Source organism: Intestinimonas butyriciproducens, assembly GCF_004154955.1.
Lineage (GTDB): Bacteria > Bacillota > Clostridia > Oscillospirales > Oscillospiraceae > Intestinimonas > Intestinimonas butyriciproducens.
In genome coordinates this window covers 2,310,033-2,335,601 of sequence record NZ_CP011524.1, presented here as the reverse complement: position 1 = coordinate 2,335,601, position 25,569 = coordinate 2,310,033, and the positions used below count along the sequence as shown (strand labels likewise).

Here is a 25,569-nt window from a genome sequence, read left to right as displayed (position 1 = left end):
GCATCTGCGGGGCCTCCGCCTCAGCGGCAAACATCCCCCGGTCCGGGACGGGCCTCCGCCGAAGTGCGGAGGCCCGTTTTCACAAATTGTAAAGAAAGCGTAAGACGGGCCGCCTTGCTTTTACAGGCGGCCCGTTGTAAAATAGACTCCGTTTCAACCAAAGGAAAGAGACGGTATCATTTGCTATGCGCACCCAAGTCAATATAAAAAAACGGCCGCCCATGGAGCTGCGGCCGGACCTGCTGCTCCCGGCTGCGGCGCTGGCCATCGCTCTGCTGGCGGGACTTCTTCTCTACGGGCTACCCCTGGGGCAGGCGCTTTGCTGGGCGCTGGCCTTCGGCGCGCTCCTCCCCCTCCGCTTTTCCGTGAACGGGCGGGCCGGGCGCGGCCTCTCCAGCCTGGCCTTTGTGCTGGGGCCTCTGCTGTGCTTTTTCTTGGTGGAGTGTATGAATTACAACTACGCTCCCTGGAGGGATTTTTCCCTCCTCCAGATCGGCCTCAATCTGGTGTGGTATTACATGATCGCCGGTGCGGTCTACCTGCTGGCGGGACGGCTGGTCCTCTCCGCCGGGATTTCCGCCGGACTTTTCGTCCTGATTGGGCTCATGAATCGCTATGTCATCCGGTTCCGGGGCCGCACCATCTTTCCGGGCGACCTCCTCACCCTGCGTACGGCCGCCAATGTGGCCGGAAATTACGACTACTGGCCCGACGAGGTGCAGCTCCGGTGTCTGCTGGCGCTGGCCCTCTTCTGTCTCCTGCTGTGGAAGCTCCCCCGCAACCCGGGACGGCGGCTTCCCAGGCTGCGGGTGGTGCTACCCCTTGCGGCGGCCTGCGCGGTCTATCTGTGCGTCTTTTTCCGCACCGGGTTTCTGAGCTGGGCGGGGATCGAACCCTCCCTTTGGACCACCAGGGGAAACGGCTTTCTCCTCAATTTTTCCGTGTGCCTGCGCTACAGCACCGTGGCCGAGCCGGAGGGGTATTCCCAGGAGGCGCTGGAGGCGGTCCGGGCGGAGACGGAAGGAGACGCGGAGGCCATGGGGCCCGCCGTGGGCGGGCACAGCCCCGTCAACCTGATCGTCATTATGAACGAGTCCTTTTCCGATCTCACGGAGACCTTTGGTCTGGAGACCAACGAGGACCCCATGCCCTTTCTCCATGGCCTGACGGAGAACACGGTGAAGGGGACGGCCTACTCCTCGGTGTTCGGGGGCACCACGGCCAATTCCGAGTTTGAATTCCTCACGGGGAACACCATGGCCTTCCTGCCCGACGGCACCGTGCCCTTCCAGATGTACGTGACGCCGGGGATGCCCAATCTGGGCGCCCAGATGAAGGCGCTGGGGTATGAGACCGTGTTCATGCACCCCTACCTCTCCTCCGGGTGGAACCGGACGGCGGTCTATCGGGACTTCGGCTTCGACCGCATCCTCTTTCAGCGGGACTTTACCGACGCGGCCTTTATGCGCAATTACATCACGGACCGGTCCAACTATGAGAATCTGATCCGTCTTTACGAGGAGAAGGAGGCGGGCGAACCGCTCTTTGTCTTCAACGTCACCATGCAGAACCATAGTGCCTACAACGTGCCCTGGACGGGGCTGGACAAGACCGTGTGGCTCACCGGGGCGATGGAGGGACGGTTCCATACCGTCAACCAGTATCTCTCCCTCATCCGGGAGTCGGACAGCGCCTTTCAATATCTGGTGGAGTACTTCTCCCAGGTGGAAGAGCCCACCATGATCCTGATCTTCGGCGACCATCAGCCCCAGGTGGCCACCAATTTCTACACCGAGGTGCTGGGCGGGGCGTTCGACACCCTGGATGCCGGGACCGCCCAGAGGCGGCAAAAGGTGCCTTTCGTGCTCTGGGCCAACTATGATATTCCGGAGGAGCAGGGGACGGAGCTCTCCCTGAATTACCTCTCCTCCCTGCTGCTGGAGACGGCGGGCCTGCCCCGGACCGGATACCAGCAGTTCCTGAGCGCGCTCCGGGAGACCGTGCCGGCGGTCAACGGGGTGGGCTACCGGGATGCGGACGGGGCATGGTACAAGCGCAGAAGCGAGCTCTCCGAGGCCGCCAGGGCCAGCCTGCTCCAGTACGAGATGCTCCAATACAACCTGCTCTTTGACGACGAAGAAAACCGGCTGGCGGATTTTTTCACCCTGCCGGAACAGAATGGAGGATCGACATGAGCGACGAATTCTATATGCCCGGGCTCTCCCACTTTGAAAACGACAACGGCTGGTCGGGGAGCCGGGGGCTGCTGTGCTACGAGATCGAAAAGCCTCAGGAGGGCCGCATGCGGGCGGTGACATGGCAGGGCCCCTTCTGCCGGGACTATGCCGTGGAGGATGCCGAGGCATTCTTCGCCCTCTCCGAGGAGGGGGTGGCCGCTATGACGGCATGGCTGCTCCAGGAGGCGGAAGAGATGAACGCCCATCCCAAACGGACGCCGGAGGAATGCCGGGCGCACTATGAAAAGCTGTCCCGGGGCGGGACCTGACGGCGGGGCGCCCCGGGCGAGACCCATCCGGAGACAGATAGGAGGTATCCCCATATGAGAATTCAGCACACCCTGTCGGCGGTCCTGGCCGGGCTGCTGCTTGCCGCAGCCCTCTCCGCGCCCGCCCTGGCGGCGGAGGACGCCCGGATCAGGACCCGGGAGGAGGCCGCCCGGCACGCCGTCCGGCTTGCGGCGGAGTATGGAGGCGCGGACAGCATCCGCTACGCCCTCTGGGAGGGGGGAGAGATCACGCTCCAGGGCGGCTGGGGAGTCTATTCCCGCAGTGAAAACCGGGCGCTTACCGAGGATATTCTCTACGGTGTGGGCTCGGTGTCCAAGACGTATACGGCCGCAGCGGTGCTGAAGCTCTGTGAAGGGGGGGCCCTGACGCTGGAGACGCCGGTGGCGGAGATCCTGCCGGAGTTCTGCATGGCAGACGAGCGGTATCAGAGCATCACGGTGCGGATGCTCCTGGACCATTCCTCCGGCCTGATGGGGGACAGCACCCGCAATGCCTTTCTCTTTGACGATACCGATCCACAGGCCGCCGATGCGCTGCTCCGGCGCCTCGCCACGCAGCGGCTCAAGGCCGAGCCGGGCGCCTACTGCGTCTACTCCAACGATGGCTATACTCTGGCCGAGCTGGTGGTGGAGGCGGCCTCCGGAATGGAATACATGGACTATGTCCGCGCCGCCCTTCTGGCGCCGGGGGAGCTGGCAGACACCTTCGCCCCCGGCGGGGACTTCGACCCGGACCGCCTGGCCAGGACCTACGCCTCCCCCCAGGATCCCTGGGCCCTGCCTCAGGATACCCTGGGTATCGTAGGCACCGGCGGCATCTACGCCACCGCCGCGGACCTTGCCTCCTTCGGCGGCCTCCTCTGCGGCACGGAACTGCTGAGCCGGGCGTCCCTGGACGCCATGACCGCCGACTGGGCCGCGCGGGGCCTGTGGCCGGAGGACAGCGCCGACGACCAACTGGGGTATGGCCTGGGCTGGGACAATGTGCACATGTTTCCCTTTGGGCAAAACGGTATCCAGGCCCTGGTAAAAGGCGGAGACACGTTGCGCTACCACGCGGGGCTCATCGTCCTGCCGGAGCACGATATGGCGGTGGCCGTACTCTCCTCCGGCGGTGTGAGCACCTATAACCAACTGGCAGGGGCCCGCATCCTGGTCGACGCCCTGGCCCAGCGGGGGATCACTGTGGACGAATCCTGGTCGCTTCCCGAGGCGGAGCCCGCCCGGCTCCCCCAGGCGGTCCTGTCATATGCCGGGACGTACGCCGGGCTCACCGGTATGCTTACCGCCTCTTTTGACGAGGCGGGCGCCCTGACGCTGGCCGCTCCTGCGGCGCTGGGCGGCGCTCCTATGACGCTCACCTACTATGACGACGGGTCTTTCCGGGGCGAGGAGGAGACCCTCCTGGTAAAATTTATCCCCGAGGAGAATGGACGGGTCTATCTCTATGAGAAGGCCTATTCCGACATTCCGGGGCTCGTCCCTCTGGGGGCGGCCAGCTATGCCATGGAGCGCCTGGAGCCCAATGGGGAGGCGTCCGAAGAGGCCCTGGCCGCCTGGGAGGCCAGAGGGGAGAAGCTCTACCTCATCGCCAACGAGAAGTATACCTCCCAGGTGTACCTCTCCGGCCCCTTCACCGCCGTCTCCACCTTGGCCGAGGCGCCCGGCTACGCGGCCCTGGACTGGATCGAGGATGCGGACACCGCGCGGCAGTATCTCCAGCTCCCCGGTACCGGGAGCCGCAACGGTGCGGACTATACGGTGCAGGTGGAGGACGGCACAGAGTATCTCACTGTGGGCGATTACCTGTGCATGGACTCCGCCGCCGCCCGCCCCCTTTGGGGTGGGGAGGGGGCCTACACCACCATCCAGTCCGACGGCCGGGCCCGCTGGTATCAGGTCGGGGCGCTGGCGGGCGGGACGCTGAATGTCACGCTGCCCGAGGCGGGGGCTTTTTACGTATACGACCAGCTTGGGCAGGTCGTGGCCGGGTCCTGGGCGTTTGGAGATACCCACGCCCTGCTTCCGGAGGGCGGCTGGATCGTTTTCGCCGGCGAACCGGGCACGCGGTTTCCTCTCTCCGTAACGGAAGAAGCGCAATAATACGCCGGGCGCCCCGGCATTTGTACCGAAACAGAGCAGCGGCCCGGACATCCGAGATGTCCGGGCCGCTGCTCTGCAATGCGCAGATGCGTCCTGCCGAAGGATGAGGCGTATGTGGAATGCTATGGAGAGAGAGGTCCCTGCCTTTTCTTGCAGAGCGATTTGAACAGCCCCATCCCCACCAGGCCGATCCATAGAAGGACTACCGGCAAAAACGTATGGAGGAGGATGAGCATATAATCAGCGCGTGAATAGCAGGGATCAAAGGCCGAAAACGGGAGCGTGACCGCAATGCCTCCGAGCAGGAAGGCTAGGAGAAAGAGAAGAGAGTGCTTCATCGACGGCAGGGGGGCAGACCTGGGAGCAGGACGGCAAGCAGGATGCAGCCGGCAAAGGAAGCCGCTTGGGCGAGCCCCTCGAGCAGCTCCCATGCGCCGATCACTGCGAGGCGCGTCTCAATGAGCGGTCTTGTGGCCTCCGTAATCAGCATATCACCGGCGACGGGGAAACATGTATTTGCAAACAGGATCAGGCAGGAGTGCATCAAAGTGAGGAGCAGCGGGACAAGAAACGTCATGAGCGCCGCGACTTGAAACCGGCGCATCTTTTTCTGCGCGCTGCCCCGCCCATATACGACGCCAAGAAGATCGGTATGGTACAATTCAGCGAGTTTCAGGAGCATATCCATGTCCGGCTGCCTTCGGCCGGATTCATAGCCCGAAATGGCCTGCCTGGTCAGGCCGACCCTGGATGCCGCTTCTTCCTGCGTCAAGCCCGAAATTTGACGCAGGTCCCGAAGATTCTGATGGACGGTCATTTCATCACCTCGGGTCAAGTATAGTTCAGAAGCCGGTGAAAAGTAAAGACGCGATTTGTTGCGGCGCGGTTTGCACCGGGTTTGCCTGACGTACGGCGTGTTTCGCCGCTTTTCTGACTTCCGGACCCTGCGGTGCTCCGCCCTTGTGGCGATTTTGTAAATTTTCGACAAGGGCTTTACACCTGGGGGGGAAAGCATTAGAATAAATATATAAGTAACAGGGAGGTGCCACATGAAGCTCACATTCTTCGGCGCGGCCAAAGCTGTCACCGGCAGCTGCCACTGCCTGGAGGTAAACGGAAAGAAGATCCTTATCGACTGCGGACTGCAGCAAGGGCGGGACGAGCGGGACAACCGGGTCCTGGACTTTGCCCCCGGCTATATCGACTACGTCATTGTGACCCACGCGCATATCGACCACTCGGGGCGCATCCCCCTGCTGGTCAAGCAGGGCTTTCACGGGACCATCGTCGCCACCCGCCTCACCGGAGAGCTGATGTCCATTATGCTCCGGGATTCCGCCCACATTCAGGAGTCCGACGCCCAGTGGCAGAACCAGAAGGGCCGCCGCGCGGGCAAGCCCATAGTGGAGCCGCTCTACACCATGGCGGACGCGGAAGCGGCCATGAAGCTGGTCACCACATACGAGTACGGAGATACAGTGGATCTGTGCGAGGGCGTGCGCATCCGTTTTGTGGACGCGGGGCACCTGCTGGGCTCGGCCAGCGTGGAGCTGTGGCTCACCGAGGAAGATGTGACCCGGAAGATCGTCTTTTCCGGAGACCTGGGCAATGTGGATCAGCCCATCATTCGGGACCCGCAGTACATCGGAGAGGCCGACTATGTGGTGATGGAGAGCACCTATGGAGACCGCCTCCACGAGCCGCCGGAGAGCTATACCGGGGCTCTGGCCGAGATCATAGACGAGACCTTTTCCAAGGGCGGCAACGTGATCATCCCGTCCTTCGCCGTGGGCCGTACCCAGGAACTGCTCTATTTCATGCGGGAGATGAAGGACGAGGGCCTGGTGAAGACCCACCCGGATTTCCAGGTCTGTGTGGACTCGCCGCTGGCCAATGAGGCCACCCGCATCTTCTCCAGCAATCTGCACGGCTATCTGGACGAGGCAGCCATTGAAGCCCTGAAGGGCGGCGCCCTCTTCCAGTTCCCCGGCCTCACCCTCACCGAGTCCAGCGAGGAGTCCAAGGCTCTCAATATGGACAAAGCTTCCAAGGTCATCATCTCGGCCTCCGGTATGTGCGACGCGGGCCGGATACGTCACCACCTCAAGCATAATCTGTGGCGCCGGGAGTGCGCCATCGTCTTTGTGGGCTATCAGGCCGAGGGCAGTCTGGGCCGGGCCCTGCTGGAGGGGGCCAAGTCGGTGAAGCTCTTCGGCGAGGAGATCGCCGTCAATGCCCGCATCGTCAACTTCAAGGGACTCTCCTCCCATGCCGACCGGGACCATCTGCTCGCTTGGGCCAGGCACTACGCCCCCAAGCCCCGCCACACCTTTGTGGTCCACGGCGAGGCGTCCGTCACCGAGATCTTTGCCCAGCATCTGCGCGACGCGGGGCTGGCCGCCCATGCCGCGGAGTATGAGGAGGTCTATGACCTGGCCAATGACCGTATGCTGGCCGCCGGTGTGCCCCTGCCGCCCAAGCCTGTCTCGGCCGGCGGTTCCCCTGCCTACCGCAAGCTGGAGTCCGCCGGGCAGGACCTGCTGGACGCCATCCGCCACAACAAGGGAGGCACCAACAAGGACCTGGCCCAGTTCGAAAAGGAGCTGCTGGCACTGATCCAGAAATGGGATCGGTGACCTTTCGTCTGAAAACGCAAGGGGCGCGCCGTACGGCGCGCCCCTTGGATTATGCGGTTTCGGTCTCCGGCGCACCCCCGTCCGCGCCGTCCTTCGAGGGGGCCCTCCCTGTGCCCTGCACCCAGCCGATCAGGGCGGAGGAGAGGGTGACGGTGATGAGGGAATAGAGAATACGGGAGACGGAAATATAGGAGAGGGACAGCGCCAGTACGGTAAGGTCGGTGAGGAGATAGCACCGGGCGATGGGCCAACGGGTTGCATGGGAGATGCTCAGGGCCAGGGCATCGTCGCCGCCGCAGGCTCCGCCGATGCGTACCACCAACCCCACGCCCAATCCAACGAAGAGGGCGCCGGCCACGGCGGCGATGGCGGGGTAGGCGGAGAGGTCGGGCAGGAGGGGCGGAAACTGCTCCCACAGGGCATGAAAGCCGGCGAAGGCCAGACTGGCCGCCAGCGCGTACCGGGCAAAGGCGTTCCCCAGAAAGCGCCAGGCCAGCAGATAACAGGCGATGTCCATCAGAGGGCTGGTGACGGAGGGGGAGAATCCAAACCAGTGCTGAAGGAGCAGCGTCATGCCCAGCACACCTCCCTCGGTGACGTTGGTGCGCTCATGGATGTTGTAGAGCCCGAAGGACAGGATGCCCGAGCCCAGTAAGATGATTCCGTAGGTAAATACAGTTTTTTTCCACATTCCGCTGTGGGAGGACATAATAAAACTCCTAACTCGATTTGATCAGGGATATGGCGGAGACCGACGCCGTCTGCCGCGGGGATACGGCGCTTGTTCCCTATGATATCAGAAAGGACTCCGTCCCGGCAAACCCGATGGCGGAGACTCAAACCGAATAGGACGGGATAGAGGCGGATAGGGACAAACGGCGTGCGCGGTCCTCCCATCTGCGCCCGGTTCCTGCGATTTCAGAAAGGATGCGAGGTCCATGTTAGAGTGGAAAAGCCAGGAGAAAGCCATCACGCAGGAGGAAGAAGGGGCCTGCAAACGGGAGATCAAGGCCATCCAAAAGGAATTGGCGGCCCTCCAGCAGCCCATAAAACAGGCAGGACTGCCGGTGCTGCTGGTCTTTGAGGGCTGGAGTGCGTCGGGGAAGGGGAGCATCATTTCCAAAGTGATCTCGGAGCTGGACCCTCGGGGCTACCAGGTGTGGTCCTATGCCGATCCCACCGACGAGGAGGGGAGGCGCCCCCTGCTGTGGCCCTTCTGGAGGGATCTCCCACCCAGGGGAGAGATGGCGGTGCTGGACCGGAGCTGGTACAGCCGGGCGCTGACCCGGCTGGAGGAGGACCAGGCGGCCGCCTCCGGTCTGGTGGAGTCCATCAATACCTTTGAGCGGCAATTGGGGGACGACGGCTATCTGATCCTCAAGTTCTTCCTGAACATCAGCCGGAGGGAGCAGAAGCGGCGGCTGGAAAAACTGTCGGACCATGGGGCCACAGCCTGGCGGGTCACGGACCGGGACTGGAGGAGGAACCGGGAGTATGCCGCCAGGGCGGAGGTCACGGAGCTGCTGCTCCAGGCCACCAACCCCGTGCATGCCCCCTGGCATGTAGTGCAGAACGAGGACAAGACCCGGGGAACCCTGGAAGTGCTGCGCAGAGTGCGGGACGCGCTCCGTGCCGCCCTGGAGGATGGCGCGCCGCGGCCTCTCCCTCCGGAGCAGGTGCCCTGGCCGCTGCGCGCCATGCCCCGGCTGAAGGATGTGGATCTCTCGCCGAGCACCACGGAGGAGGCATACCGGGCAGAACTGAAGCGGGAGCGCAAGAAGCTTCAAAAGCTCCACAGCCGTCTCTATCGGGAGAAGGTGCCCGTGGTCCTGGGCTTTGAGGGATGGGATGCATCCGGCAAGGGGGGTGCGATCCGCCGGCTCTCCTGGGCGCTGGACCCCCGGGGCTTTGATGTGGTGCCCATCGCCGCGCCCACCCCGGAAGAGCTCTCCAGACCCTATCTGTGGCGTTTCTGGCGGCAGCTTCCCAAGGACGGCCATGTGGTCCTCTTCGACCGTACCTGGTATGGCCGGGTCATGGTGGAGAGGGTGGAGGGCCTCACCCCTGAGGCGCGGTGGAGCATGGCCTATGACGAGATCAACGAGTTTGAGCGGGAGCTGAGCCGGTGGGGGGCCGTAGTGCTGAAATTTTGGCTCCAGATCGACCAGGATACCCAGCTCCGCCGGTTTGAGGACCGGCAGAGCACGCCGGAGAAACAGTACAAGATCACGGAAGAGGACTGGCGCAACCGAAAGAAATGGCCGCAGTACGAGCTGGCGGTGGACGAGATGCTGCAAAAGACCTCCACCGAGTACGCCCCCTGGATCCTCGTGGAGGGGAACGACAAAAAATATGCCCGGCTGAAGGTGCTCAGGACCGTGCGCAAGGCCCTGGAGCGGCGCCTGGACGGTTAGCTCCCGGTCCGTCCGGGTGAAAACAGACGTATGAACAAATTGAAAACAAGGGCGCAGGCGCATATTTTGGCATCTGCAAAAGGTGGACAGAGCGGACGGAGGATGGTACAATAGCAGCAGCTGTCATCCCGGGACGGGACAATAAAGGAGAACTTGTCAAATGAAATTTCAAAGACCCATGCGCGCGGCGGCTCTGCTGCTGGCATTGACCCTGACGCTGAGCCCCGCCGCTGGCGCCATCTCTGTGGAGCAGGCCAGGGAGATCCTGCGGGAGTACTACATCGACGAGATCCCCGAGGAGATCTTGGCCCTGCCCACCATCGACGAGATCACCAACGCCTTGGGCGATCCCTACACCTACTATATGACCGCCCAGCAATTCGAGGACTTCCAGAAGAACCTGGGGGACAGCGATGTGGTGGGGATCGGTGTGATGGTGGAGTCCACCGCGGACGGTCTGAAGGTCACCAGCGTGGCCCCGGATTCCCCCGCCTCTCAGGCCGGGCTGAAGATCGGGGATCTTATTGTGGCCGCCGACGGCGTCATGGTGGAGGAGGCCGGCAGCACCGAGGCGCTGGCCACGCTGATCCGGGGGGAGGCCGGCACCAGGGTGACCATCACCGTGGAGCGGGACGGCGCCCGGACGGAGCTCGATATGACACGCGCCGAAGTGGTGTTCCCCACGGTCACCGGCGAAGTGGTGGACGGCCACATCGGCTGGCTGGAGTGCACCAGCTTCGGCGAGAACAGCGGCTCCTATTTCCAGACCTATATCACCGAGGAGGACGAGCAGGCGGACCGCTGGGTGGTGGATCTCCGGGGCAATCCGGGCGGCGAGGCCACCTCGGTGGTGGAGGCGGTGGGCCATGTGCTGGGCAACCGCACTGTGGCCTATCTGGTGGACCGGGAGGGGAGCATGAGCTCCTGGACGCCCAACCCCTTTCCTGTGGAGACGCCGGGGCTCATCGAAGAGCCCTTGGTGGTCCTGGTAGACGCCAACTCCGCCAGCGCCTCCGAGCTCTTTGCCGCCTCTATGCGGGATTACGATTATGCGCTCATCATCGGCACCCGGACCTTCGGAAAGGGAATTGCCCAGAGCGTGCTGGGACTGGATGACGGTTCGGTGATGCGCGTAACGACGCACCGATACTACTCGCCCAATTATGTGACCCCCGACCGCTCCGGTGTACTGCCCGACTTGGTGGTGGACGCCGACCTGGCCGACGAGGTGGCGCGCCTCCTCTGCGGCGAAGCCGCGGCGGAATCGCCCGATGTGCTGGTCCTGGAGCTGGCGGGGCAGGAGTGGTATGTCCACAAAGAGGCCGCCCTCAGCGCCGACTATGCCCCCGCTTTTGCCGAGCTCCTCTCCGCCTTGGCCCCCGGCACGCCCATGACGCTCGACGGCGAGTCCGTGGACCCGGAGACGGTCTCCGCAGACTGGGAGACCGAGTATGTCTCCCGCTGGATGGAGGATGTGGAGGACTCCCCCTATGCCGAGGAGATCAACGCTCTGGCCGCGCTGGGAGCGGTGCAGGGAGATGAGAACGGCAGCTTTCTGCCCGAGGAGCCCCTTACCCGGGCGGAGCTGGTCAGTCTGATCACACAGGCCATGGGCTACTGGTGCTGGACCAACCAGGGCCGGGCACCCTTCACCGACGTATCGGAAGAGAGCTGGTACGCCACGGCGGTGGACATCACCTATCACTTGGGACTGGTCCAGGGCAATGAGAACGGGGAGTTCGACCCGGATGCGCGCATCGACCACCAGCAGTTCATCACCATCCTGGCCCGCATGGGCCGGCGGGCGGACCTGAAGGTGGGCTGGCGGCTGGACAGCGTCACCGACGAAGAGCTGGCCGCTCCGGACGTCCAGAAGTTCGCCTCCTGGGCCCGGGAGGCCGCCGTTGCGGCGGACAGCCTCGGCCTGCTCGCCGACGACCTTGCGGACATTGATCCCAACGCTCCCACCACCCGGGAGGAGGCCGCCGCCATGGTCTACCGCCTGATGTCCTATTCCGGCATCCTCACCCCGGCGGCGGGCGCGTAACGGAAAATTTGTAAAGCGCGGGAACATTCTCTGCGCCCGCGCGTCCAAAAGACGAAAGACGCATAAGGAGGAATCAGACCTTGAAAAAGCCCAAACTGCTGAAAACGGCCCTCACTGCGGCGCTTGCCGCGACGCTGCTCCTGCCCTGTGCGGCCGCCGGGGCGGAGATGAGTGCGAAAGAAGGCGCGGCGGAACAGCCCGCCTACACGCTGATGCAGCGGAGCGAGAGCTTCCCCATCCAAGTCTGGGGCCAGGCCGCTGAGCTGGGAGACAACAGCCTCACGCTGCAAAATGACAACGAAGGGGCTGCCTATGCCAAGATCGTGGTGAATGTGGAGGAGGACACAAAGATCCTGGATGCCGTTACCGGAGAGGAGAAGTCCTTTGCGGACATCCGGAAGAATGAGATCCTCTATGCCTGGGTGGGGCCGGCCATGACCAAGAGCCTGCCACCCATCGCCTCCGCATCGATCATCCTGTGCAATATTCCCGCGGATTTCGGCGTGCCCACATATGCCGAGGTCCAGAGCGTGGCAGAGACCGAGGCCGGTGTGGACGTGTATGTAAGCGGGGATGTGGTGCTCCATCTGACCGGCGAGACCCAGTATCTGGCCGGACCGGGCAATACCTGCGGTACCGTGAGCGCCGCCGACCTCTATCCCGGTGTGCGCATCCTCTCCTGGTATGACGTCGTGACCATGAGCCTGCCCGCGCAGGCTGCGCCCGGCAAGGTGATGGTATTCCCCTCCGCCTATGCGGGCTGGGTCACTGCGGAGGGACTCTCCGTGTCGGTGAACGGCGAAGCACTGGAGCTCTCCGGCGCCAGCGCGGCCAGGGTAGAAAACGACCGCCTTCTGGTCCCCGTCCGCAAGGTGGCCGAGGCGCTGGGATACCAGGTCTCCTGGGAGCCCTATACCAACCGTGTCACGGTCTCCGAGGGGGAGGGCGAGCTCTACCATTTCACCATCGGAGAGGAACAGGCCGCCAAGGGCGACGTAACGGTAGGTCTGGTGGCCCCCACCCAAGCGGTGGACGGCGTCACCTTTATGGCCTTGGACGACCTCATCAGTCTCCATGTGCTGAAACTGGAGAGCAACTGGTTCTGAACCATTCGACAGACATCCAAAGGCCGCGTCACGATGTGACGCGGCCTTTTCCATTCCATCTTGATTTGCGATGCGTTTTTCAGGAGAGCAGTAGTTTATCATCGGCCTCTGTTGAGCCGCTGACCTTGCTGAACATCTCCAGCAGGCCCTCCACGGTGAGCTTTTTCTTCGCCTCACCTGCCACATCGATGGCGATACGGCCCTCATACATCATGATGAGGCGGTTACCATGGGCAATAGCGTCCCGCATATTGTGGGTGATCATCAACGTGGTGAGCTTGTCTCGCTGGACGATTTTCTCGGTGGTGTCCAGCACCTTGGCCGCCGTCTTGGGGTCCAGGGCGGCGGTGTGCTCATCCAGCAGGAGGAGCTTGGGCCTTTGGAGGGTGGCCATCAGCAATGTGAGGGCCTGGCGCTGGCCTCCGGAGAGAAGGCCCACCTTGGAGGTGAGGCGGTTCTCCAGGCCCAGGTCCAGGATCTTGAGCAGCTCCCGGTAGCGCTCCCGCTCCGCCTTGGTGATGCCGGCGCGGAGGGTGCGGGCCTTGCCGCGGCGCATGGCCAGGGCGAGATTCTCCTCGATCTGCATGGTGGCGGCAGTGCCCATCATGGGGTCCTGGAACACCCGTCCGATGAATTTGGCCCGCTTGTGCTCCGGGAGTCTGGTTACGTTCGTTCCGTCGATGGTGACGCTCCCCTCGTCCACCTGCCACACCCCCGCCACCGCGTTGAGGAGGGTGGACTTTCCCGCGCCGTTTCCGCCGATTACCGTGACAAAATCGCCGTCGTCCAGGGTGAGGGACACGCCGTTGAGGGCTGTTTTTTCATTGACTGTCCCGGCGTTAAAGGTTTTATAGATGTTTTGGATCTCAAGCATGGGTGACTCCCCCCTTCTTCACGGGCTTGGAGAAGTATTTCCCTTTCCAGTACGGAACGGTAAGGAACACCGCCACAATGAGGGCGGAGAGCAGCTTCAGGTAGTTGGAGTTGATGCCGCTCAGGCTTACCACGGCCTGGATCACCACATAGTAGATGATGGAGCCGATGGCCACGGCCAGCAGCTTCAGGCCGAAGTTGCGGAAGAGCTTGCCGAATACCACCTCACCGATGATCACGGCGGCCAGGCCGATGACAATGGCGCCGCGGCCCATGTTGATGTCGGCGAAGCTCTGGTACTGGGCCAGCAGGGCGCCGGACAGCGCCACCAGTCCGTTGGAGAGGACGAGACCCAGCACCTTATTGAAATCCGTGTTGATACCCTGTGCGCGGGCCATGTTAGGATTGGCGCCGGTGGCTCGGAGCGAAGAGCCCAGCTCGGTGCCGAAGAACCAGTACAGAACGGCCACAATGACCACGGTAAAGGTGCCCACTACAAAAATGGGGTGCTGCCAGAAGGGACGGGTCCCTTTGGATACATCCTGCAGATAGCGCAGGGAGACCAGAAGCTCATAGTTGTTGACGTTCAGGGACTGGTTGGCCTTCATGCCCATGATGGCAAGGTTGACCGACCACAGCCCCAGCTGCGTCAGGATGCCGGCCAGGATGGCGGGGATTCCGCAGGCCGTGTGGAGCACACCGGTCGCAAGTCCGGCCAGCATGCCCGCCAGAATGGCACACAGCAGGGAGAGCCATACGTTGTGGCCGGCCACCATCATCATGACGCCCACGGCGCCTCCTGTACAAAAGGAGCCGTCCACCGTCAGATCGGCGATATCCAGCAGCTTGTAGGTGATATACACGCCGATGGCCATGATGCCCCAGACCAGCCCCTGGGATATGGCGCCGGGGAGTGCGTTGAGAAAGCTCGTCAATTCCATTTCCCCCAATTCCGGAGGCAAAGCGTCCGCCCCGCCTCCAAATGTCAATATACGTCGACAGTATAGCAAAAAACAGCCGGAAAAGAAAGACCCTTTCCGGCTGTTTTTTCAGTTGAGAAAGAATCCCGCTTATTCCATGTCGATGGCGACGTAATTCTCGGGCAGGGTGAGACCCAGCGCCTCGCAGATGACAGGGTTGTACTTGGGGGTGAAGTTCTCGGCGTAGGCGATGGGCATGGAGGAGATGTCGGCCTCGCCGGTGAGGATCTGGGCAGCCATTTTGCCGGTGGTCACGCCCAAGTCATAGTAGCTGATGGAGAGAGTGGCCACGCCGCAGCCCTTGGCAATCCCCTCTTCACCGGCCACCACCGGGACCCCGGCGGGCTGACAGATATTGTCCACGATGCCGGTGTTGGAGGCTACGGTATTGTCGGTGGGTACGTAGATCACGTCGGAGGCGTCGCAGGCGGTCTGGGTGACGGCGGCGGCATCATTGGAGTCGGCGAAGGGGTAGAGCTCACAGGTGTAGCCCAGCTTCTCCAGCTCGGCCTTCACGGTGTCCACCTGATACTGGCTGTTGGCCTCGGCGGAGCAGTAGATGAGGCCCACCGTTTCGGCATCGGGGAAGAGCTCGTAGATCATGGCGGCCTGCTGGTCCAGCGGGGCCAGGTCGGAGGTGCCGGAGACGTTGCCGCCCACGGTGCCGTCAAAGCCCTGGATATTCAGGGCCACGCCGTACTCGGTGACGGAGGTGCCAAGAATGGGAATGTCGGCGGTGGCGGCGGTGGCGGCCTGGAGGGCGGGAGTGGCGTTGGCCAGGATCAGGTCCACGCCGTCGGCCACGAAGCTGTTGACGATGGTGGAACAGGTATTGGAGTCGCCTGCGGCGTTCTGGACGTCAAATTCGACCTGGCCGGGCAGGGCCTCGTTGAGGGCATCCATGAAGCCCTGGGTGGCGGCGTCCAGCGCGTCGTGGGTGACCAGCTGGCAGATGCCCACGGTGTAGGTCGCTCCCTCGGAGGGGGCGGCGGTATCGGTGGGCGTGGAGGTGTCCGCCGGTGCGGGCGTGGAGGCGGCATTACCGCTGGAGCAGGCGGCCAGAGACAGGGTCATGGCGGCGGCGGAGAGAAGAGCCGTCAGCTTAGACAGGTTTTTCATGTGATTCATCCTTCCTTTATGTATACCTTGTACCTGCTTTAGTGCTTTTTGGTGCTAAAGTATTGTCTGTATTATAACCCATCATCTTGAAATGTCAATGCTTAATTTTTTATAAAATGGGAAGGAGGGGCCGGTTGCGAGTAGACTTTTCCCTCGCTGTGTGGTATCATGAGGGACAATGATTCTTAAATGATAATGGAGGCATTTGCCTTGCGGACAGACATTCTGGGCGTTGGTTTTGACGACCTCACCCTGGAGGAAGCGGTGGCCAGGGGGACGGCCTTTCTGGAGGAGGACAGGTTCCACTATGTGGTCACCCCCAACCCGGAACTGGTGGACCGGGCCAGCCGGGAGGGGGCCTTCCGGGAGGCCCTCAACGGAGCCGATCTGGTGCTTCCGGACGGTATCGGCGTGATATATGCCGCCAGGATCCTGGGCCGCCCCCTGAAGGGGCGCTGCCCAGGCATCGATTTTGCCTCCGGACTCATGGCATCCATGGCGGCTGGCGGAAAGCGGCTGTATCTGCTGGGCGCCAAGCCCGGCGTGGCGGAGGCGGCCGCCCGGAACCTGAAGGCGAGATATCCGGGACTCTCCATCTGCGGCACGCACGACGGATACTTTCAGGAGGACGGCCCAGTGGTGGATGAGATCCGCCGCTCCGGCGCCGACGCGGTCTTTGTCTGTCTGGGGGCGCCAAAACAGGAGTACTGGATGCGGGAACACGGCCCGGCGACCGGGGCCCGGCTCATGGCCGGCCTGGGCGGGAGTCTGGATGTATTCGCCGGCGTGGTGGAGCGGGCCCCTGAGAGCTGGCAGAAGATGGGCCTGGAGTGGCTCTACCGCCTGATGAAGGAGCCCAGCCGCATCGGCCGCATGGCCCGGCTGCCCCTGTTTCTGGCCTCGGCCCTGGGCGAGCGGTGCAAGCGGAAAGGTGGATGAGGATGGAAGGAAAGCTCATTGTGCTGGAGGGCACCGACGGGTCGGGAAAGTCCACCCAGTTCTCCCTGCTGTGCAGGCGCATGGAGGCGGAGGGCCGGCCCTTTCACCGCATCGTTTTTCCCCAGTATCAGGAGCCCTCTTCCGCTCTGGTGCGGATGTATCTGGGGGGGGAGTTCGGCTCCAGCCCCTCTGATGTGAACCCCTATGCCGCCTCCACCTTTTACGCGGTGGACCGCTATGCGGCCTGGAAAAAGGTCTGGGGCCGGGACTACGCGGCGGGGAAGCAGATCCTCTCGGACCGCTATACCACCTCCAACGCCGTCCATCAGACCGGCAAGCTGCCGGAATCGGAGTGGGAGGACTTTTTGCGCTGGCTCTTCGATTTTGAGTACGGTAAGCTGGGGCTCCCCGAGCCCTCGCTGGTGCTGTATCTGGACATGCCCACGGAGCAGGCGGTGGAGAACCTCCGCCGCCGGGAGGGAGAGACCCACACCACCGGGGATATCCATGAGGTGGACACCGCCTATCTGGCCCGGTGCCGCCGGGTGGCCCACAAGGCCGCCGAGCTGTGCGGCTGGGAAAAGATCGCCTGTGTGGACGGGGCGGGAAAGCTCCGCCGGCCGGAGGAGATTCACCGCGAGATCTGGCGATTGGTAGAATCTAAATTGTAATTGCGGCAAGAAATATAACTGGAGGGAATCTGGATATGGTATATATTCTGTTGGGCGAAGGGTTTGAGGAGGCCGAGGCGATCCTCCCGGCCGATCTGCTGCGCCGGGCGGGGGTGGAGGTGTCCCTGGTGGGGCTGGAGGGCCCTGTGGTGACGGGGAGCCACGGCATTGCCGTCACCGCCGATGTGACGCTGGAGCAGGTGGACGCCGAGGCCATGGAGATGCTGGTGCTCCCCGGCGGCCTGGGGGGCGTGGCCTCCATCCAGATGGACCTCTTTGCCACCGCGCTGATCCAGAAGGCCAGCGATCGGGGCTGCTGGCTGGGCGCCATCTGCGCCGCCCCCTCCATACTGGCCCACATGGGCATTTTGGACCGCCGCAAAGCGACCTGCCACCCCTGCGTGCTGGACGAGATGGGGTCCGCCGCCGTCCAGCGGGACGAGCAGGTGGTGGTGGATGGACGCATCGTCACCGCACAGGCAGCGGGAGCGGCCTTCCCCTTCGGCCTCAAGCTGGTGGAGGTCCTCAGAGGCCGCGAGGCCGCGGAGCAGGTCCGGGATGCAGTCCTGTACCGGGGCTAAGGACATCCTCCGGAGCCGGATGCGGGCGGCGGCGGCCGCTCTGACGCCGGAGGCGCGAAGGGCCGGCGACCGGGTCCTGGCCGACCGGCTGCTGGCCCTGCCGGAGCTGAAGGGGGCGGAGACCGTGCTGCTCTTCTGCGGTGTGGGGACCGAACCGGACACCAGGCCCATTGCGGAGGCCCTGTGGGCGGCGGGAAAACAGGTCCTCTTTCCCAAGTGCCTTCCCCATCGGCGGATGGAGGCCCGGGCCGTAAGGGGCATGGAGGAGCTTGTCCCGGGCGTCTTTGGGATTCCGGAGCCCGGGGAGGACTGTCCTGCGGTGGAGCGGGGAAAAATAGACATGGTCCTGGTCCCCGCCGTGTGCTATGACCGGAGCCGATTCCGGCTGGGACAGGGCGGCGGGTACTATGACAGATATCTCTCCGGCTATGGAGGTGCCACTGTGGGCCTGTGCAGGGACGCGCTCCTGCTGGAGCGCGTCCCGAGGGAGCGCCACGATCTGCCGGTGGAGCGGGTCCTCACCGAGAGCCTGTGCCTGTAGGGGGGCCTGTCCGGTCCACGGACAGGCGGTGGCGGGGCCCGAAGGCCCCGCCGCGCCCGGAGGAATACAGAGGCTAAGTAGGCTGGCTAAGTGATGCGTGGGGGATCAGCAGCAGGAGTCGCAGCCGCAGTTGTTGTTGCAGCCACAGCCGCAGTTGTTGCCGCAGCCGCAGCCACAGTTGTTGCCGCAGCCGCAGCCGCCCCAGCTTCCGCCGCCGCAGCAGCAGCAAATGAGGATGATGATGAGGATGATCCAGCAGCAGCTACCATTGTTACCAAACATGAGAACAAACACCTCGCTTTAAATTTTGGAGGGCCGCTCCGGCGTTTGACCGGCGCCTTGCCTTCCAACTGGCCCATTCTATGTAGGCCGCGGCGAAGTGGTTCCCCGGCGGGCCGGGAACTTTTCAAAGGGCATGAAGGAGAAATCATATGGCATACGAGGAAAGAAGGCCGGCGGGCCGTCGGCAGGAGCAGCCTAGGGAACGGGCCGTCGGCAGGACGCCCCGGAAGAAGCGCCGCAGGCGGGGCAGCGCAGGGGGGACCCTGCTGTATGTGGCCTTTGTCATCGGCATTTCCACGCTGCTGGCCGCTGTGGGCTGGGTGGCCGCCAACGACGTGCTGGCGCTCAACAAGGAGGAGCGCTCGGCCATCATCACGGTTGCGGAGGGAGAGACCTTCAATGAGGTAGTGGACGACCTGAAGGAAAACGGCCTCATTGAATTCAAGTCGGTGTTCCACCTCTACTCGGTCTTTTCCCACGCCGCGGATAAGATTACTCCGGGGACCTACCAGCTCGATACCAATATGGACTACCGGGCCATCGTCACCAACCTGGGCTCCAAGTCGCCCAACCGGCAGAAGGTGACGGTCACCATCCCCGAGGGCTTTACCGTGGCCCAGATCTTCGGGCGGCTGGAGGAATACGGCGTATCCACCGTGGCCAAGCTCAACGATATGGCCTCCACCCACGATTATAATTTCTCCTTCCTCAAGGAGATCCCGCTGGGCAGCCCGGACCGACTGGAGGGCTACCTCTTCCCGGACACCTACGAGTTTTATCTGGGCGAGGACCCCAAGACCGCCATCAACAAGATGCTGGTCAACTTTGACCGGCGGTTCGACGACGAGATGCGGGCGGCGGCGCAGGAGAAGGGATACTCCGTCCGGGATATCGTCATCATTGCCTCCATGATCGAGAAGGAGACCGACGGCACAGACCAGGCCCACATTGCCTCCGTCATCTATAACCGCCTCACCAACACCAGCGCCGAGACGGTGGGCCTGCTGGGCATCGATGCCACGCTGGTCTATGCGCTGGGCCGCCCCATCACCCAAGACGACTATCAGACCGCGGACACGCCCTATAACACCTATAAGTATCAGGGCCTGCCCCCCGGACCCATCTCCAATCCCGGCATGGTGGCCATCCGTGCCGCCATGAATCCGGACAGCACCAGCGATTACTATTACGTTCTGGGCAACGACGGCAAGCATCACTTCTTCAAGACGCTGAAGGGTCAGCAGGACTTCATCGCCCAGCAGCAGGTGGAGAAGCGCAGCGGGTAACACAGGATTGGAGGGGGCGGGCGAAGAAAACGCCCGCCCCCGTTTTCACAAGGAGGAAGAGACCAATGGGAATGGAGCTTCTGGCGCCGGCGGGGGATATGGAACGGCTACGCATGGCCGTGACCTACGGGGCGGATGCGGTCTATCTGGCGGGGAATGATTTCGGGATGAGAGCATTTGCCGGCAATTTTGACCGGAAAGGGCTTCGGGAGGCGGTGGCGCTCTGCCATGGGAACGGCGTGTCCGTCCATGTGACATGCAACACCATGCCCCGCTGCGGCGAGGTGGATCGCCTGCCGGAGTGGCTGGAATATCTGGACGCCGCCGGCGTAGATGCCGCCATCGTGGCGGACCTGGGAGTCTTCCGCCTGGCGCAGCGGTACGCCCCCCGGCTCAAGCTCCATGTCTCCACCCAGGCGGGGGTCAGCAATCACGAGGCGGCCCGGGCGTGGCATGAGCTGGGGGCCAGCCGGGTCATCCTGGCCCGGGAGCTCTCCCTGGAGGAAATCCGGGAGATCCGGGGCAGGACACCTCCCTCCCTGGAGATCGAGGCCTTTGTCCACGGGGCCATGTGCGTGAGCTATTCCGGGCGGTGCCTCCTGTCCAATTACATGGCGGACCGGGACGCGCAGCGCGGTATGTGCGCCCAGCCCTGCCGCTATCAGTATGCGCTGATGGAGGAAAAGCGGCCCGGCGAGTATTTCCCCGTCTATGAGGAGAACAACGAGACCTTCATCATGAATTCCCGGGACATGTGTATGATCGATCACATTCCGGATCTCATGGAGGCGGGGCTGGACAGCCTGAAGATAGAGGGACGGGCCAAGTCGTCCTACTACACCGCCGTTGTGACGGGGGCCTACCGCCGCGCCGTGGACGCGGCCCGGGCGGGGGAGGCCCTGGACCCGGTGTGGCGGGCCGAGCTGGACAAGGTGTCCCACCGTCCCTACTCCACCGGTTTTTACTACGGCCCGCCGGGACAGTATACCGGCTCCGCCCGATACATTCGGGATTACCAAGTGTGCGCCGTGGTGGAGACATGTGACGGAGCGGGGAACGCGGTGCTCTCCCTGCGTAATAAGTTTTCCGCCGGAGACAGCGTGGAGCTGATGGGCCCTGGTCTGCGCCCTGTGGAGTTTGAGGCGCCCCCTATGGAGGATACGGACGGCCTCCCACTGATGGAGCCCCGTCGGCCGGAAATGAAATTCCGGATGCGCCTTCCGGCCGCCGCAAAACCGCTCTCCCTCCTGCGCCGCCGGGTAGACTTGAGTCCCAAGGGGACAGAATGACGGAAAAAAAGGGTTTTCATCTGAAAAAATTGTGATATAATATTGCACTAACGAGGAACAGAGCTTGCTGAAAGGGGGGAAAGTCTCTGTGAGACGGCTCCTGCTGCGCCCCACGCTGCTGGAATTTTGCCGCACCCATCTGATTTTTACCGCCGCAGGTGCGCTCTTTACCGTCCTGACGGGCCTGGTTACCACTGTGTTCCACCTCAGTGAGACCATCATGAAGGCGGCGCCGCCGGACTGGTCCAACGCCTCAAAAACATCGCTGGGCACGCTGCCTGTGCTCCTGCCTCTGCTGCTGTGTCTGGCCGCCTATCTCCCGGCAGGACGGTTGGTCCGCCTCAGAAACGGTTGGGCGCGCCCCGAAGTGCCCGACGCGCTGGTGCTGCTGCTGGCGCCCGCCGCAGCCTTCTGGGTCCTGGTGGGGCTGGGCGCGCTGATCCCCCATGGCTATGGGCTCACCATCGCCGCAGCGCTTCTCAACTCCCCGGCTTACGGGCTGTTCACCCTGTATATGGTGACCACCGGGTGGGGTATCACGGCTCCGCCGTGGGCCGGCTACGTCGGGGCGCTGGTCTCCGGACTGCTCCCGCCCCTCCTCTACCTCATCGGCAGCTATCTCCCCATCCGCGCGCTGGACGAGGCGGAGGAAAACGTGGAAATATAGCCGGTTCCTCAGGTCAGGGACCAAAAGGCGGTTGACAACCGGGGAGAATGTGATAAAATAAGGCAGCAAACGAAAAAGCGATGACGGAGCCAAGCATAGTCTGCGGCCACGAGCGAGAGGGGATGGTGAAAGCCCTCGGCCCGGCGGATATGCGCGCCACTCCCGAGCCGCCCGTGAGGAGCGGGACGCCCCATCCCCGTTACGGATGTCCGAGATACCCGCGCTGTGCGGGTTATTAGGGTGGTACCGTGGAGTCCATCTTGCTCCGCCCCTAACCATGGGGCGGAGCTTTATTCATGATAGGGAGGTAATTCCAATGCCCACAAAAAAGTATGGAGTCAATGAGCTCCGGGAGATGTTCCTGCAATTCTTTGAGAGCAAGGGGCATCTCCGCCTGCCAAGCTTTTCCCTGATCCCCCAGAACGATGCGTCCCTGCTGCTCATCAACTCCGGTATGGCGCCTATGAAGCCCTGGTTTACCGGAGAGCAGGAGCCCCCCTGCCATCGGGTGTGCACCTGCCAGAAGTGCATCCGTACCGGCGATATTGACAACATCGGCCACACCGCCCGCCACGGCACCTATTTTGAGATGCTGGGCAACTTCTCCTTCGGCGACTACTTCAAGCACGAGGCTATCGCCTGGAGCTGGGAGTTCCTCACCTCGCCCGAGTGGGTGGGGCTGGACCCGGAGCGGCTCTATCCCTCCATCTATGAGGAGGACGACGAGGCCTTTGAGATCTGGAACAAGGAGATTGGGATCCCCGCCGAGCGCATTTTCCGCTTCGGCAAGGCCGACAACTTCTGGGAGCACGGTTCCGGTCCCTGCGGCCCCTGCTCGGAGATCTACTACGACCGGGGCGAGCGGTACGGCTGCGGCCGACCGGACTGTACCGTCGGCTGCGACTGCGACCGGTATATGGAGGTCTGGAACAACGTCTTTTCTCAGTTCAATAACGACGGTGAGGGGCACTATACCGAGCTCAAACAGAAGAACATCGATACCGGTATGGGTTTGGAGCGTCTGGCCGTGGTGTGCCAGGACGTGAACTCGCTGTTTGACGTGGACACCGTTATGAACATCACCCACAAGGTCACGGATATCACCGGCGCCCGCTATGGCGAGACGCGGGAGAAGGATGTGTCCCTGCGGGTCATCACCGATCACATCCGGTCGGCCACCTTCATGATCTGCGACGGTGTGCTGCCCTCCAACGAGGGCCGGGGCTATGTGCTGCGCCGCCTCCTGCGCCGGGCTGCCCGCCACGGCAAGCTGCTGGGCGTCAACGAGCCTTTCCTCTACGAGGTGTGCGATACGGTCATCCATGAGAACGAGGGGCACTATCCCGAGCTTCGGGAACGCCAGGACTATATCACCAAGGTCATCCGCACAGAGGAGGAGAACTTCGCCCGCACCATCGACGGGGGCATGAAGATTTTCAATGATCTGCTGGCAGGCCACAAGGGCAAGGGAGAGACCGTTTTTTCCGGCGCCGACGCCTTCAAGCTCTATGATACCTACGGCTTCCCCATCGACCTCACCATCGAGATGGCGGCCGAGCAGGGCCTGAGCGTGGATGAAGAGGCCTTCAAGGCCCTGATGCAGGAGCAGAAGGAGCGGGCCCGTAAGGCCCGTGAGGCTTTGGGTGATCTGGGCTGGGCCGGCGTGGAGTTCGGCAAGGATGTGCCCGAGACACAGTTCGTGGGATATGACCACACCTCGGTGGACGACGCCAGGGTGGCGGCCCTGGTGGTGGAAAATGAGCAGGCAGAAGAGCTCATGCCGGGCGTGGAGGCCATCGTGGTCCTGGATAAGACCCCCTTCTACGCTGAGATGGGCGGTCAGGTGGCCGATCACGGCGCCATCACCGCCCCCGGCGGCGCGCTGTTCCAGGTCACCGACGTGCAGAAGAACAAGGGCGGCAAGTATATGCACTACGGCAAGCTGACCGGCGGGGTCCTGAAACTGGGGGACACCGTTGCCGCGGCCATCGACGTGCCCCGCCGCAAGGCCGTCATGCGGGCCCACTCGGCCACCCATCTGCTGGATAAGGCCCTGCGCGCGGTGCTGGGCGACCATGTCCAGCAGGCAGGCTCCCTGGTGGAGCCGGACCGGCTGCGCTTTGATTTCACCCATTTTTCTGCCATGACCACCGAGGAACTCCAGAAGGTAGAGGATATGGTAAACGAAGCTGTGCTGGAGGGGTATGAGGTCTGTACCGATGTGCTGCCCATTGAAGAGGCCAAGCAGAGGGGGGCCATTGCCCTCTTTGGAGAAAAATATGGCGACACCGTCCGCGTGGTAGACATGGGCCATGGCTACTCCGTGGAGTTCTGCGGCGGCACCCATTTGGATAATACCGCCAAGGTCGGCGTGTTCCACATCCTGAGCGAGTTCTCGGTGGCCTCCGGCGTCCGCCGGATCGAGGCGATTACGGGGCATGCCACGTTGGCCTGTATACGGGATAACTGCTGTACCATCAACGCTGTGTCAGAGGCGTTGAAGACGAAGCCCGCGGAGCTGGTGCAAAAGGCGTTGCAGGAGTCTCAGGAGATCCGGGAGCTGCGCCATGCAGTGGAATCCTTCAAGACCAGGGAAGCTGTGGGCGAGGCGTCCAACTTTCTGATGGGAGCCAGAGAGGTGGGCGGGCTGAAGGTGCTCACCGCCACCCTGAACGACGCCGAGGCCGAGCGCCTGCGTAAGATGGGCGACTTCCTGCGGGATAAGGATCAGCGTGTGGTGGCCGTCCTCTCCTCTGTAAAGGACGGAAAGATCACATTCCTGTGCGTCTGCGGCAAAGAGGCCGTGGCCAAGGGCATCAAGGCCGGGGACATCATCAAGAAGGTCACGTCCCTCTGCGGCGGCAAGGGCGGCGGCAAGCCGGATTCCGCCATGGGCGGCGGCTCCGATGTGCTGAAGCTGGACAACGCGCTGGCCACCGTGGACGAATTTGTCCACGAGAAGCTGGGTCTGTAAGCTATGCTGCCCCAGGACCCTTTTATTCTGCTGAGTTTTGTGAATACTCAGCTGCGGGACCGCTTCGACAGCCTGGAGGCGCTCTGCGAGGAGCACCAGTGTGCGCCGGAGGAGCTGCGAAAAAAGCTGGAGGCCGTCGGGGTCCGGTATGACAAAGCGCACAACCAGTTCAAATGACAGGAGGGAAACAAATGAGCGATTGTCTGTTTTGCAAAATTATTGCCGGGGAAATCCCATCCTCCAAAGTGTATGAGGATGAGCTGTGCTATGCGTTTCATGACATCGATCCTCAGGCGCCGATGCACTTTCTGGTGATCCCCAAGGCCCATATTGGGTCCTGCGGGGAGATCACTGCAGAAAATTCCGCAGTGGTGGCCCACATATTTGAGGTCATCTCGAAGATTGCAGAGGAACAGAGCATCACCGATTTCCGCGTGGTCTCCAACTGCGGCGAACAGGCGGGGCAGAGCGTACACCATCTGCATTTCCATGTGCTGGCGGGGCGGGACATGACTTGGCCTCCGGGCTGAACGT

Annotated in this window: 23 protein-coding genes; 17 read left to right on the top strand and 6 right to left on the bottom strand. The window is 62.9% G+C overall.

Annotated elements, in window-relative coordinates:
• Window positions 1–221: 221 nt before the first annotated feature.
• From SRB521_RS11610 to SRB521_RS11600, 3 genes are read left to right on the top strand one after another with little or no spacing between them, the layout of a single operon-like run.
• On the top strand, window positions 222–2,195 hold the full coding sequence (locus SRB521_RS11610; protein WP_242943899.1) for an LTA synthase family protein: 1,974 nt from the start codon (window positions 222–224) through the stop codon (window positions 2,193–2,195).
• Window positions 2,192–2,506, top strand: coding sequence for a hypothetical protein (locus SRB521_RS11605; RefSeq protein ID WP_052082406.1), 315 nt, complete (start codon window positions 2,192–2,194; stop codon window positions 2,504–2,506). Before SRB521_RS11610 ends, SRB521_RS11605 begins: the two co-directional genes overlap by 4 nt.
• Window positions 2,507–2,560: 54 nt before the next feature.
• Window positions 2,561–4,630 (top strand): serine hydrolase domain-containing protein, encoded by a 2,070-nt coding sequence (locus tag SRB521_RS11600; RefSeq protein WP_116721879.1) that lies wholly within the window; start codon window positions 2,561–2,563, stop codon window positions 4,628–4,630.
• Window positions 4,631–4,964: 334 nt separating this feature from the next.
• Here SRB521_RS11600 and SRB521_RS11595 read toward each other — a convergent pair whose 3' ends face one another.
• Complete coding sequence (locus tag SRB521_RS11595; protein WP_075703449.1) at window positions 4,965–5,447, bottom strand: helix-turn-helix transcriptional regulator; 483 nt, start codon at window positions 5,445–5,447, stop codon at window positions 4,965–4,967.
• Window positions 5,448–5,679: 232 nt separating this feature from the next.
• Between SRB521_RS11595 and SRB521_RS11590 the strand changes: the two genes are divergently transcribed.
• Window positions 5,680–7,266, top strand: coding sequence for an MBL fold metallo-hydrolase RNA specificity domain-containing protein (locus SRB521_RS11590; protein WP_116721878.1), 1,587 nt, complete (start codon window positions 5,680–5,682; stop codon window positions 7,264–7,266).
• A 49-nt stretch (window positions 7,267–7,315) separates the two neighbouring features.
• Here the strand turns inward: SRB521_RS11590 and SRB521_RS11585 are convergent, their stop codons facing one another.
• Window positions 7,316–7,957 (bottom strand): YitT family protein, encoded by a 642-nt coding sequence (locus SRB521_RS11585; protein ID WP_243276434.1) that lies wholly within the window; start codon window positions 7,955–7,957, stop codon window positions 7,316–7,318.
• Window positions 7,958–8,204: 247 nt separating this feature from the next.
• Here SRB521_RS11585 and pap point away from each other — a divergent pair, with 247 nt between their 5' ends.
• From pap to SRB521_RS11570, 3 genes are all read left to right on the top strand, one after another.
• Window positions 8,205–9,680: a polyphosphate:AMP phosphotransferase gene (gene pap, locus SRB521_RS11580; RefSeq protein WP_058117213.1), complete on the top strand. Its 1,476-nt coding sequence runs from the start codon at window positions 8,205–8,207 to the stop codon at window positions 9,678–9,680.
• 160 nt (window positions 9,681–9,840) lie between these two features.
• Window positions 9,841–11,727 carry a S41 family peptidase gene (locus tag SRB521_RS11575; protein WP_116721877.1) on the top strand — a complete coding sequence of 629 codons (1,887 nt, stop codon included), beginning with the start codon at window positions 9,841–9,843 and terminating at the stop codon, window positions 11,725–11,727.
• A gap of 80 nt (window positions 11,728–11,807) precedes the next feature.
• A complete protein-coding gene (locus tag SRB521_RS11570; RefSeq protein ID WP_075703454.1) occupies window positions 11,808–12,833 on the top strand; it encodes a copper amine oxidase N-terminal domain-containing protein in 1,026 nt (341 codons plus the stop codon).
• 79 nt (window positions 12,834–12,912) lie between these two features.
• Here SRB521_RS11570 and SRB521_RS11565 read toward each other — a convergent pair whose 3' ends face one another.
• From SRB521_RS11565 to SRB521_RS11555, 3 genes are all read right to left on the bottom strand, one after another.
• Window positions 12,913–13,707, bottom strand: a complete 795-nt coding sequence (locus tag SRB521_RS11565) for an ABC transporter ATP-binding protein (protein WP_075703455.1) — start codon at window positions 13,705–13,707, stop codon at window positions 12,913–12,915.
• Window positions 13,700–14,647: an ABC transporter permease gene (locus SRB521_RS11560; RefSeq protein WP_033116388.1), complete on the bottom strand. Its 948-nt coding sequence runs from the start codon at window positions 14,645–14,647 to the stop codon at window positions 13,700–13,702. Before SRB521_RS11560 ends, SRB521_RS11565 begins: the two co-directional genes overlap by 8 nt.
• Window positions 14,648–14,776: 129 nt before the next feature.
• Window positions 14,777–15,805: an ABC transporter substrate binding protein gene (locus SRB521_RS11555; RefSeq protein ID WP_075703456.1), complete on the bottom strand. Its 1,029-nt coding sequence runs from the start codon at window positions 15,803–15,805 to the stop codon at window positions 14,777–14,779.
• 210 nt (window positions 15,806–16,015) lie between these two features.
• Here SRB521_RS11555 and SRB521_RS11550 point away from each other — a divergent pair, with 210 nt between their 5' ends.
• Genes SRB521_RS11550 through SRB521_RS11535 form a run of 4 tightly spaced genes read left to right on the top strand, consistent with a single transcriptional unit; the run spans window position 16,016 to window position 18,537 of the window.
• Window positions 16,016–16,744 carry a WecB/TagA/CpsF family glycosyltransferase gene (locus tag SRB521_RS11550; RefSeq protein WP_075703457.1) on the top strand — a complete coding sequence of 243 codons (729 nt, stop codon included), beginning with the start codon at window positions 16,016–16,018 and terminating at the stop codon, window positions 16,742–16,744.
• Between the two features lie 2 nt (window positions 16,745–16,746).
• Window positions 16,747–17,415 carry a dTMP kinase gene (locus SRB521_RS11545; protein WP_058117219.1) on the top strand — a complete coding sequence of 223 codons (669 nt, stop codon included), beginning with the start codon at window positions 16,747–16,749 and terminating at the stop codon, window positions 17,413–17,415.
• Window positions 17,416–17,450: 35 nt separating this feature from the next.
• Window positions 17,451–17,996: a DJ-1 family glyoxalase III gene (locus SRB521_RS11540; protein WP_116721876.1), complete on the top strand. Its 546-nt coding sequence runs from the start codon at window positions 17,451–17,453 to the stop codon at window positions 17,994–17,996.
• On the top strand, window positions 17,974–18,537 hold the full coding sequence (locus SRB521_RS11535; protein WP_075703459.1) for a 5-formyltetrahydrofolate cyclo-ligase: 564 nt from the start codon (window positions 17,974–17,976) through the stop codon (window positions 18,535–18,537). The genes SRB521_RS11540 and SRB521_RS11535 overlap by 23 nt, the downstream gene beginning before the upstream one ends.
• Window positions 18,538–18,642: 105 nt before the next feature.
• Here the strand turns inward: SRB521_RS11535 and SRB521_RS16200 are convergent, their stop codons facing one another.
• Window positions 18,643–18,819, bottom strand: a complete 177-nt coding sequence (locus SRB521_RS16200) for a hypothetical protein (RefSeq protein ID WP_165366630.1) — start codon at window positions 18,817–18,819, stop codon at window positions 18,643–18,645.
• A 149-nt stretch (window positions 18,820–18,968) separates the two neighbouring features.
• On the opposite strand from SRB521_RS16200, the gene mltG reads away from it, so the two are divergent.
• From mltG to SRB521_RS11505, 6 genes are all read left to right on the top strand, one after another.
• Window positions 18,969–20,105 (top strand): endolytic transglycosylase MltG, encoded by a 1,137-nt coding sequence (gene mltG / locus SRB521_RS11530; RefSeq protein WP_075703460.1) that lies wholly within the window; start codon window positions 18,969–18,971, stop codon window positions 20,103–20,105.
• A 65-nt stretch (window positions 20,106–20,170) separates the two neighbouring features.
• The gene (locus tag SRB521_RS11525; protein WP_116721875.1) at window positions 20,171–21,394 is read left to right on the top strand and encodes a peptidase U32 family protein; all 1,224 of its coding nucleotides are present in this window, start codon (window positions 20,171–20,173) and stop codon (window positions 21,392–21,394) included.
• A gap of 88 nt (window positions 21,395–21,482) precedes the next feature.
• The gene (locus tag SRB521_RS11520; RefSeq protein ID WP_129868850.1) at window positions 21,483–22,061 is read left to right on the top strand and encodes a hypothetical protein; all 579 of its coding nucleotides are present in this window, start codon (window positions 21,483–21,485) and stop codon (window positions 22,059–22,061) included.
• Between the two features lie 316 nt (window positions 22,062–22,377).
• Window positions 22,378–25,035, top strand: coding sequence for an alanine--tRNA ligase (alaS, locus tag SRB521_RS11515; RefSeq protein WP_116721874.1), 2,658 nt, complete (start codon window positions 22,378–22,380; stop codon window positions 25,033–25,035).
• A gap of 3 nt (window positions 25,036–25,038) precedes the next feature.
• Window positions 25,039–25,212 carry a DUF4250 domain-containing protein gene (locus SRB521_RS11510; RefSeq protein ID WP_075703464.1) on the top strand — a complete coding sequence of 58 codons (174 nt, stop codon included), beginning with the start codon at window positions 25,039–25,041 and terminating at the stop codon, window positions 25,210–25,212.
• 14 nt (window positions 25,213–25,226) lie between these two features.
• Window positions 25,227–25,565 (top strand): histidine triad nucleotide-binding protein, encoded by a 339-nt coding sequence (locus tag SRB521_RS11505; protein ID WP_033116377.1) that lies wholly within the window; start codon window positions 25,227–25,229, stop codon window positions 25,563–25,565.
• The last annotated feature ends 4 nt before the right edge of the window (window positions 25,566–25,569 follow it).

Excerpts from the sequence above, each read along its gene's own strand:
- SRB521_RS11610 (WP_242943899.1), top strand. The coding sequence starts at position 222 with ATGGAGCTGCGGCCGGACCTGCTGCTCCCGGCTGCGGCGCTGGCCATC.
- SRB521_RS11605 (WP_052082406.1), top strand. The coding sequence starts at position 2,192 with ATGAGCGACGAATTCTATATGCCCGGGCTCTCCCACTTTGAAAACGAC.
- SRB521_RS11600 (WP_116721879.1), top strand. The coding sequence starts at position 2,561 with ATGAGAATTCAGCACACCCTGTCGGCGGTCCTGGCCGGGCTGCTGCTT.
- SRB521_RS11595 (WP_075703449.1), bottom strand. The coding sequence starts at position 5,447 with ATGACCGTCCATCAGAATCTTCGGGACCTGCGTCAAATTTCGGGCTTG.
- SRB521_RS11590 (WP_116721878.1), top strand. The coding sequence starts at position 5,680 with ATGAAGCTCACATTCTTCGGCGCGGCCAAAGCTGTCACCGGCAGCTGC.
- SRB521_RS11585 (WP_243276434.1), bottom strand. The coding sequence starts at position 7,957 with ATGTGGAAAAAAACTGTATTTACCTACGGAATCATCTTACTGGGCTCG.
- pap (WP_058117213.1), top strand. The coding sequence starts at position 8,205 with ATGTTAGAGTGGAAAAGCCAGGAGAAAGCCATCACGCAGGAGGAAGAA.
- SRB521_RS11575 (WP_116721877.1), top strand. The coding sequence starts at position 9,841 with ATGAAATTTCAAAGACCCATGCGCGCGGCGGCTCTGCTGCTGGCATTG.
- SRB521_RS11565 (WP_075703455.1), bottom strand. The coding sequence starts at position 13,707 with ATGCTTGAGATCCAAAACATCTATAAAACCTTTAACGCCGGGACAGTC.
- SRB521_RS11560 (WP_033116388.1), bottom strand. The coding sequence starts at position 14,647 with ATGGAATTGACGAGCTTTCTCAACGCACTCCCCGGCGCCATATCCCAG.
- SRB521_RS11555 (WP_075703456.1), bottom strand. The coding sequence starts at position 15,805 with ATGAAAAACCTGTCTAAGCTGACGGCTCTTCTCTCCGCCGCCGCCATG.
- SRB521_RS11545 (WP_058117219.1), top strand. The coding sequence starts at position 16,747 with ATGGAAGGAAAGCTCATTGTGCTGGAGGGCACCGACGGGTCGGGAAAG.
- SRB521_RS11540 (WP_116721876.1), top strand. The coding sequence starts at position 17,451 with ATGGTATATATTCTGTTGGGCGAAGGGTTTGAGGAGGCCGAGGCGATC.
- SRB521_RS11535 (WP_075703459.1), top strand. The coding sequence starts at position 17,974 with ATGCAGTCCTGTACCGGGGCTAAGGACATCCTCCGGAGCCGGATGCGG.
- SRB521_RS16200 (WP_165366630.1), bottom strand. The coding sequence starts at position 18,819 with ATGTTTGGTAACAATGGTAGCTGCTGCTGGATCATCCTCATCATCATC.
- mltG (WP_075703460.1), top strand. The coding sequence starts at position 18,969 with ATGGCATACGAGGAAAGAAGGCCGGCGGGCCGTCGGCAGGAGCAGCCT.
- SRB521_RS11525 (WP_116721875.1), top strand. The coding sequence starts at position 20,171 with ATGGGAATGGAGCTTCTGGCGCCGGCGGGGGATATGGAACGGCTACGC.
- alaS (WP_116721874.1), top strand. The coding sequence starts at position 22,378 with ATGCCCACAAAAAAGTATGGAGTCAATGAGCTCCGGGAGATGTTCCTG.
- SRB521_RS11510 (WP_075703464.1), top strand. The coding sequence starts at position 25,039 with ATGCTGCCCCAGGACCCTTTTATTCTGCTGAGTTTTGTGAATACTCAG.
- SRB521_RS11505 (WP_033116377.1), top strand. The coding sequence starts at position 25,227 with ATGAGCGATTGTCTGTTTTGCAAAATTATTGCCGGGGAAATCCCATCC.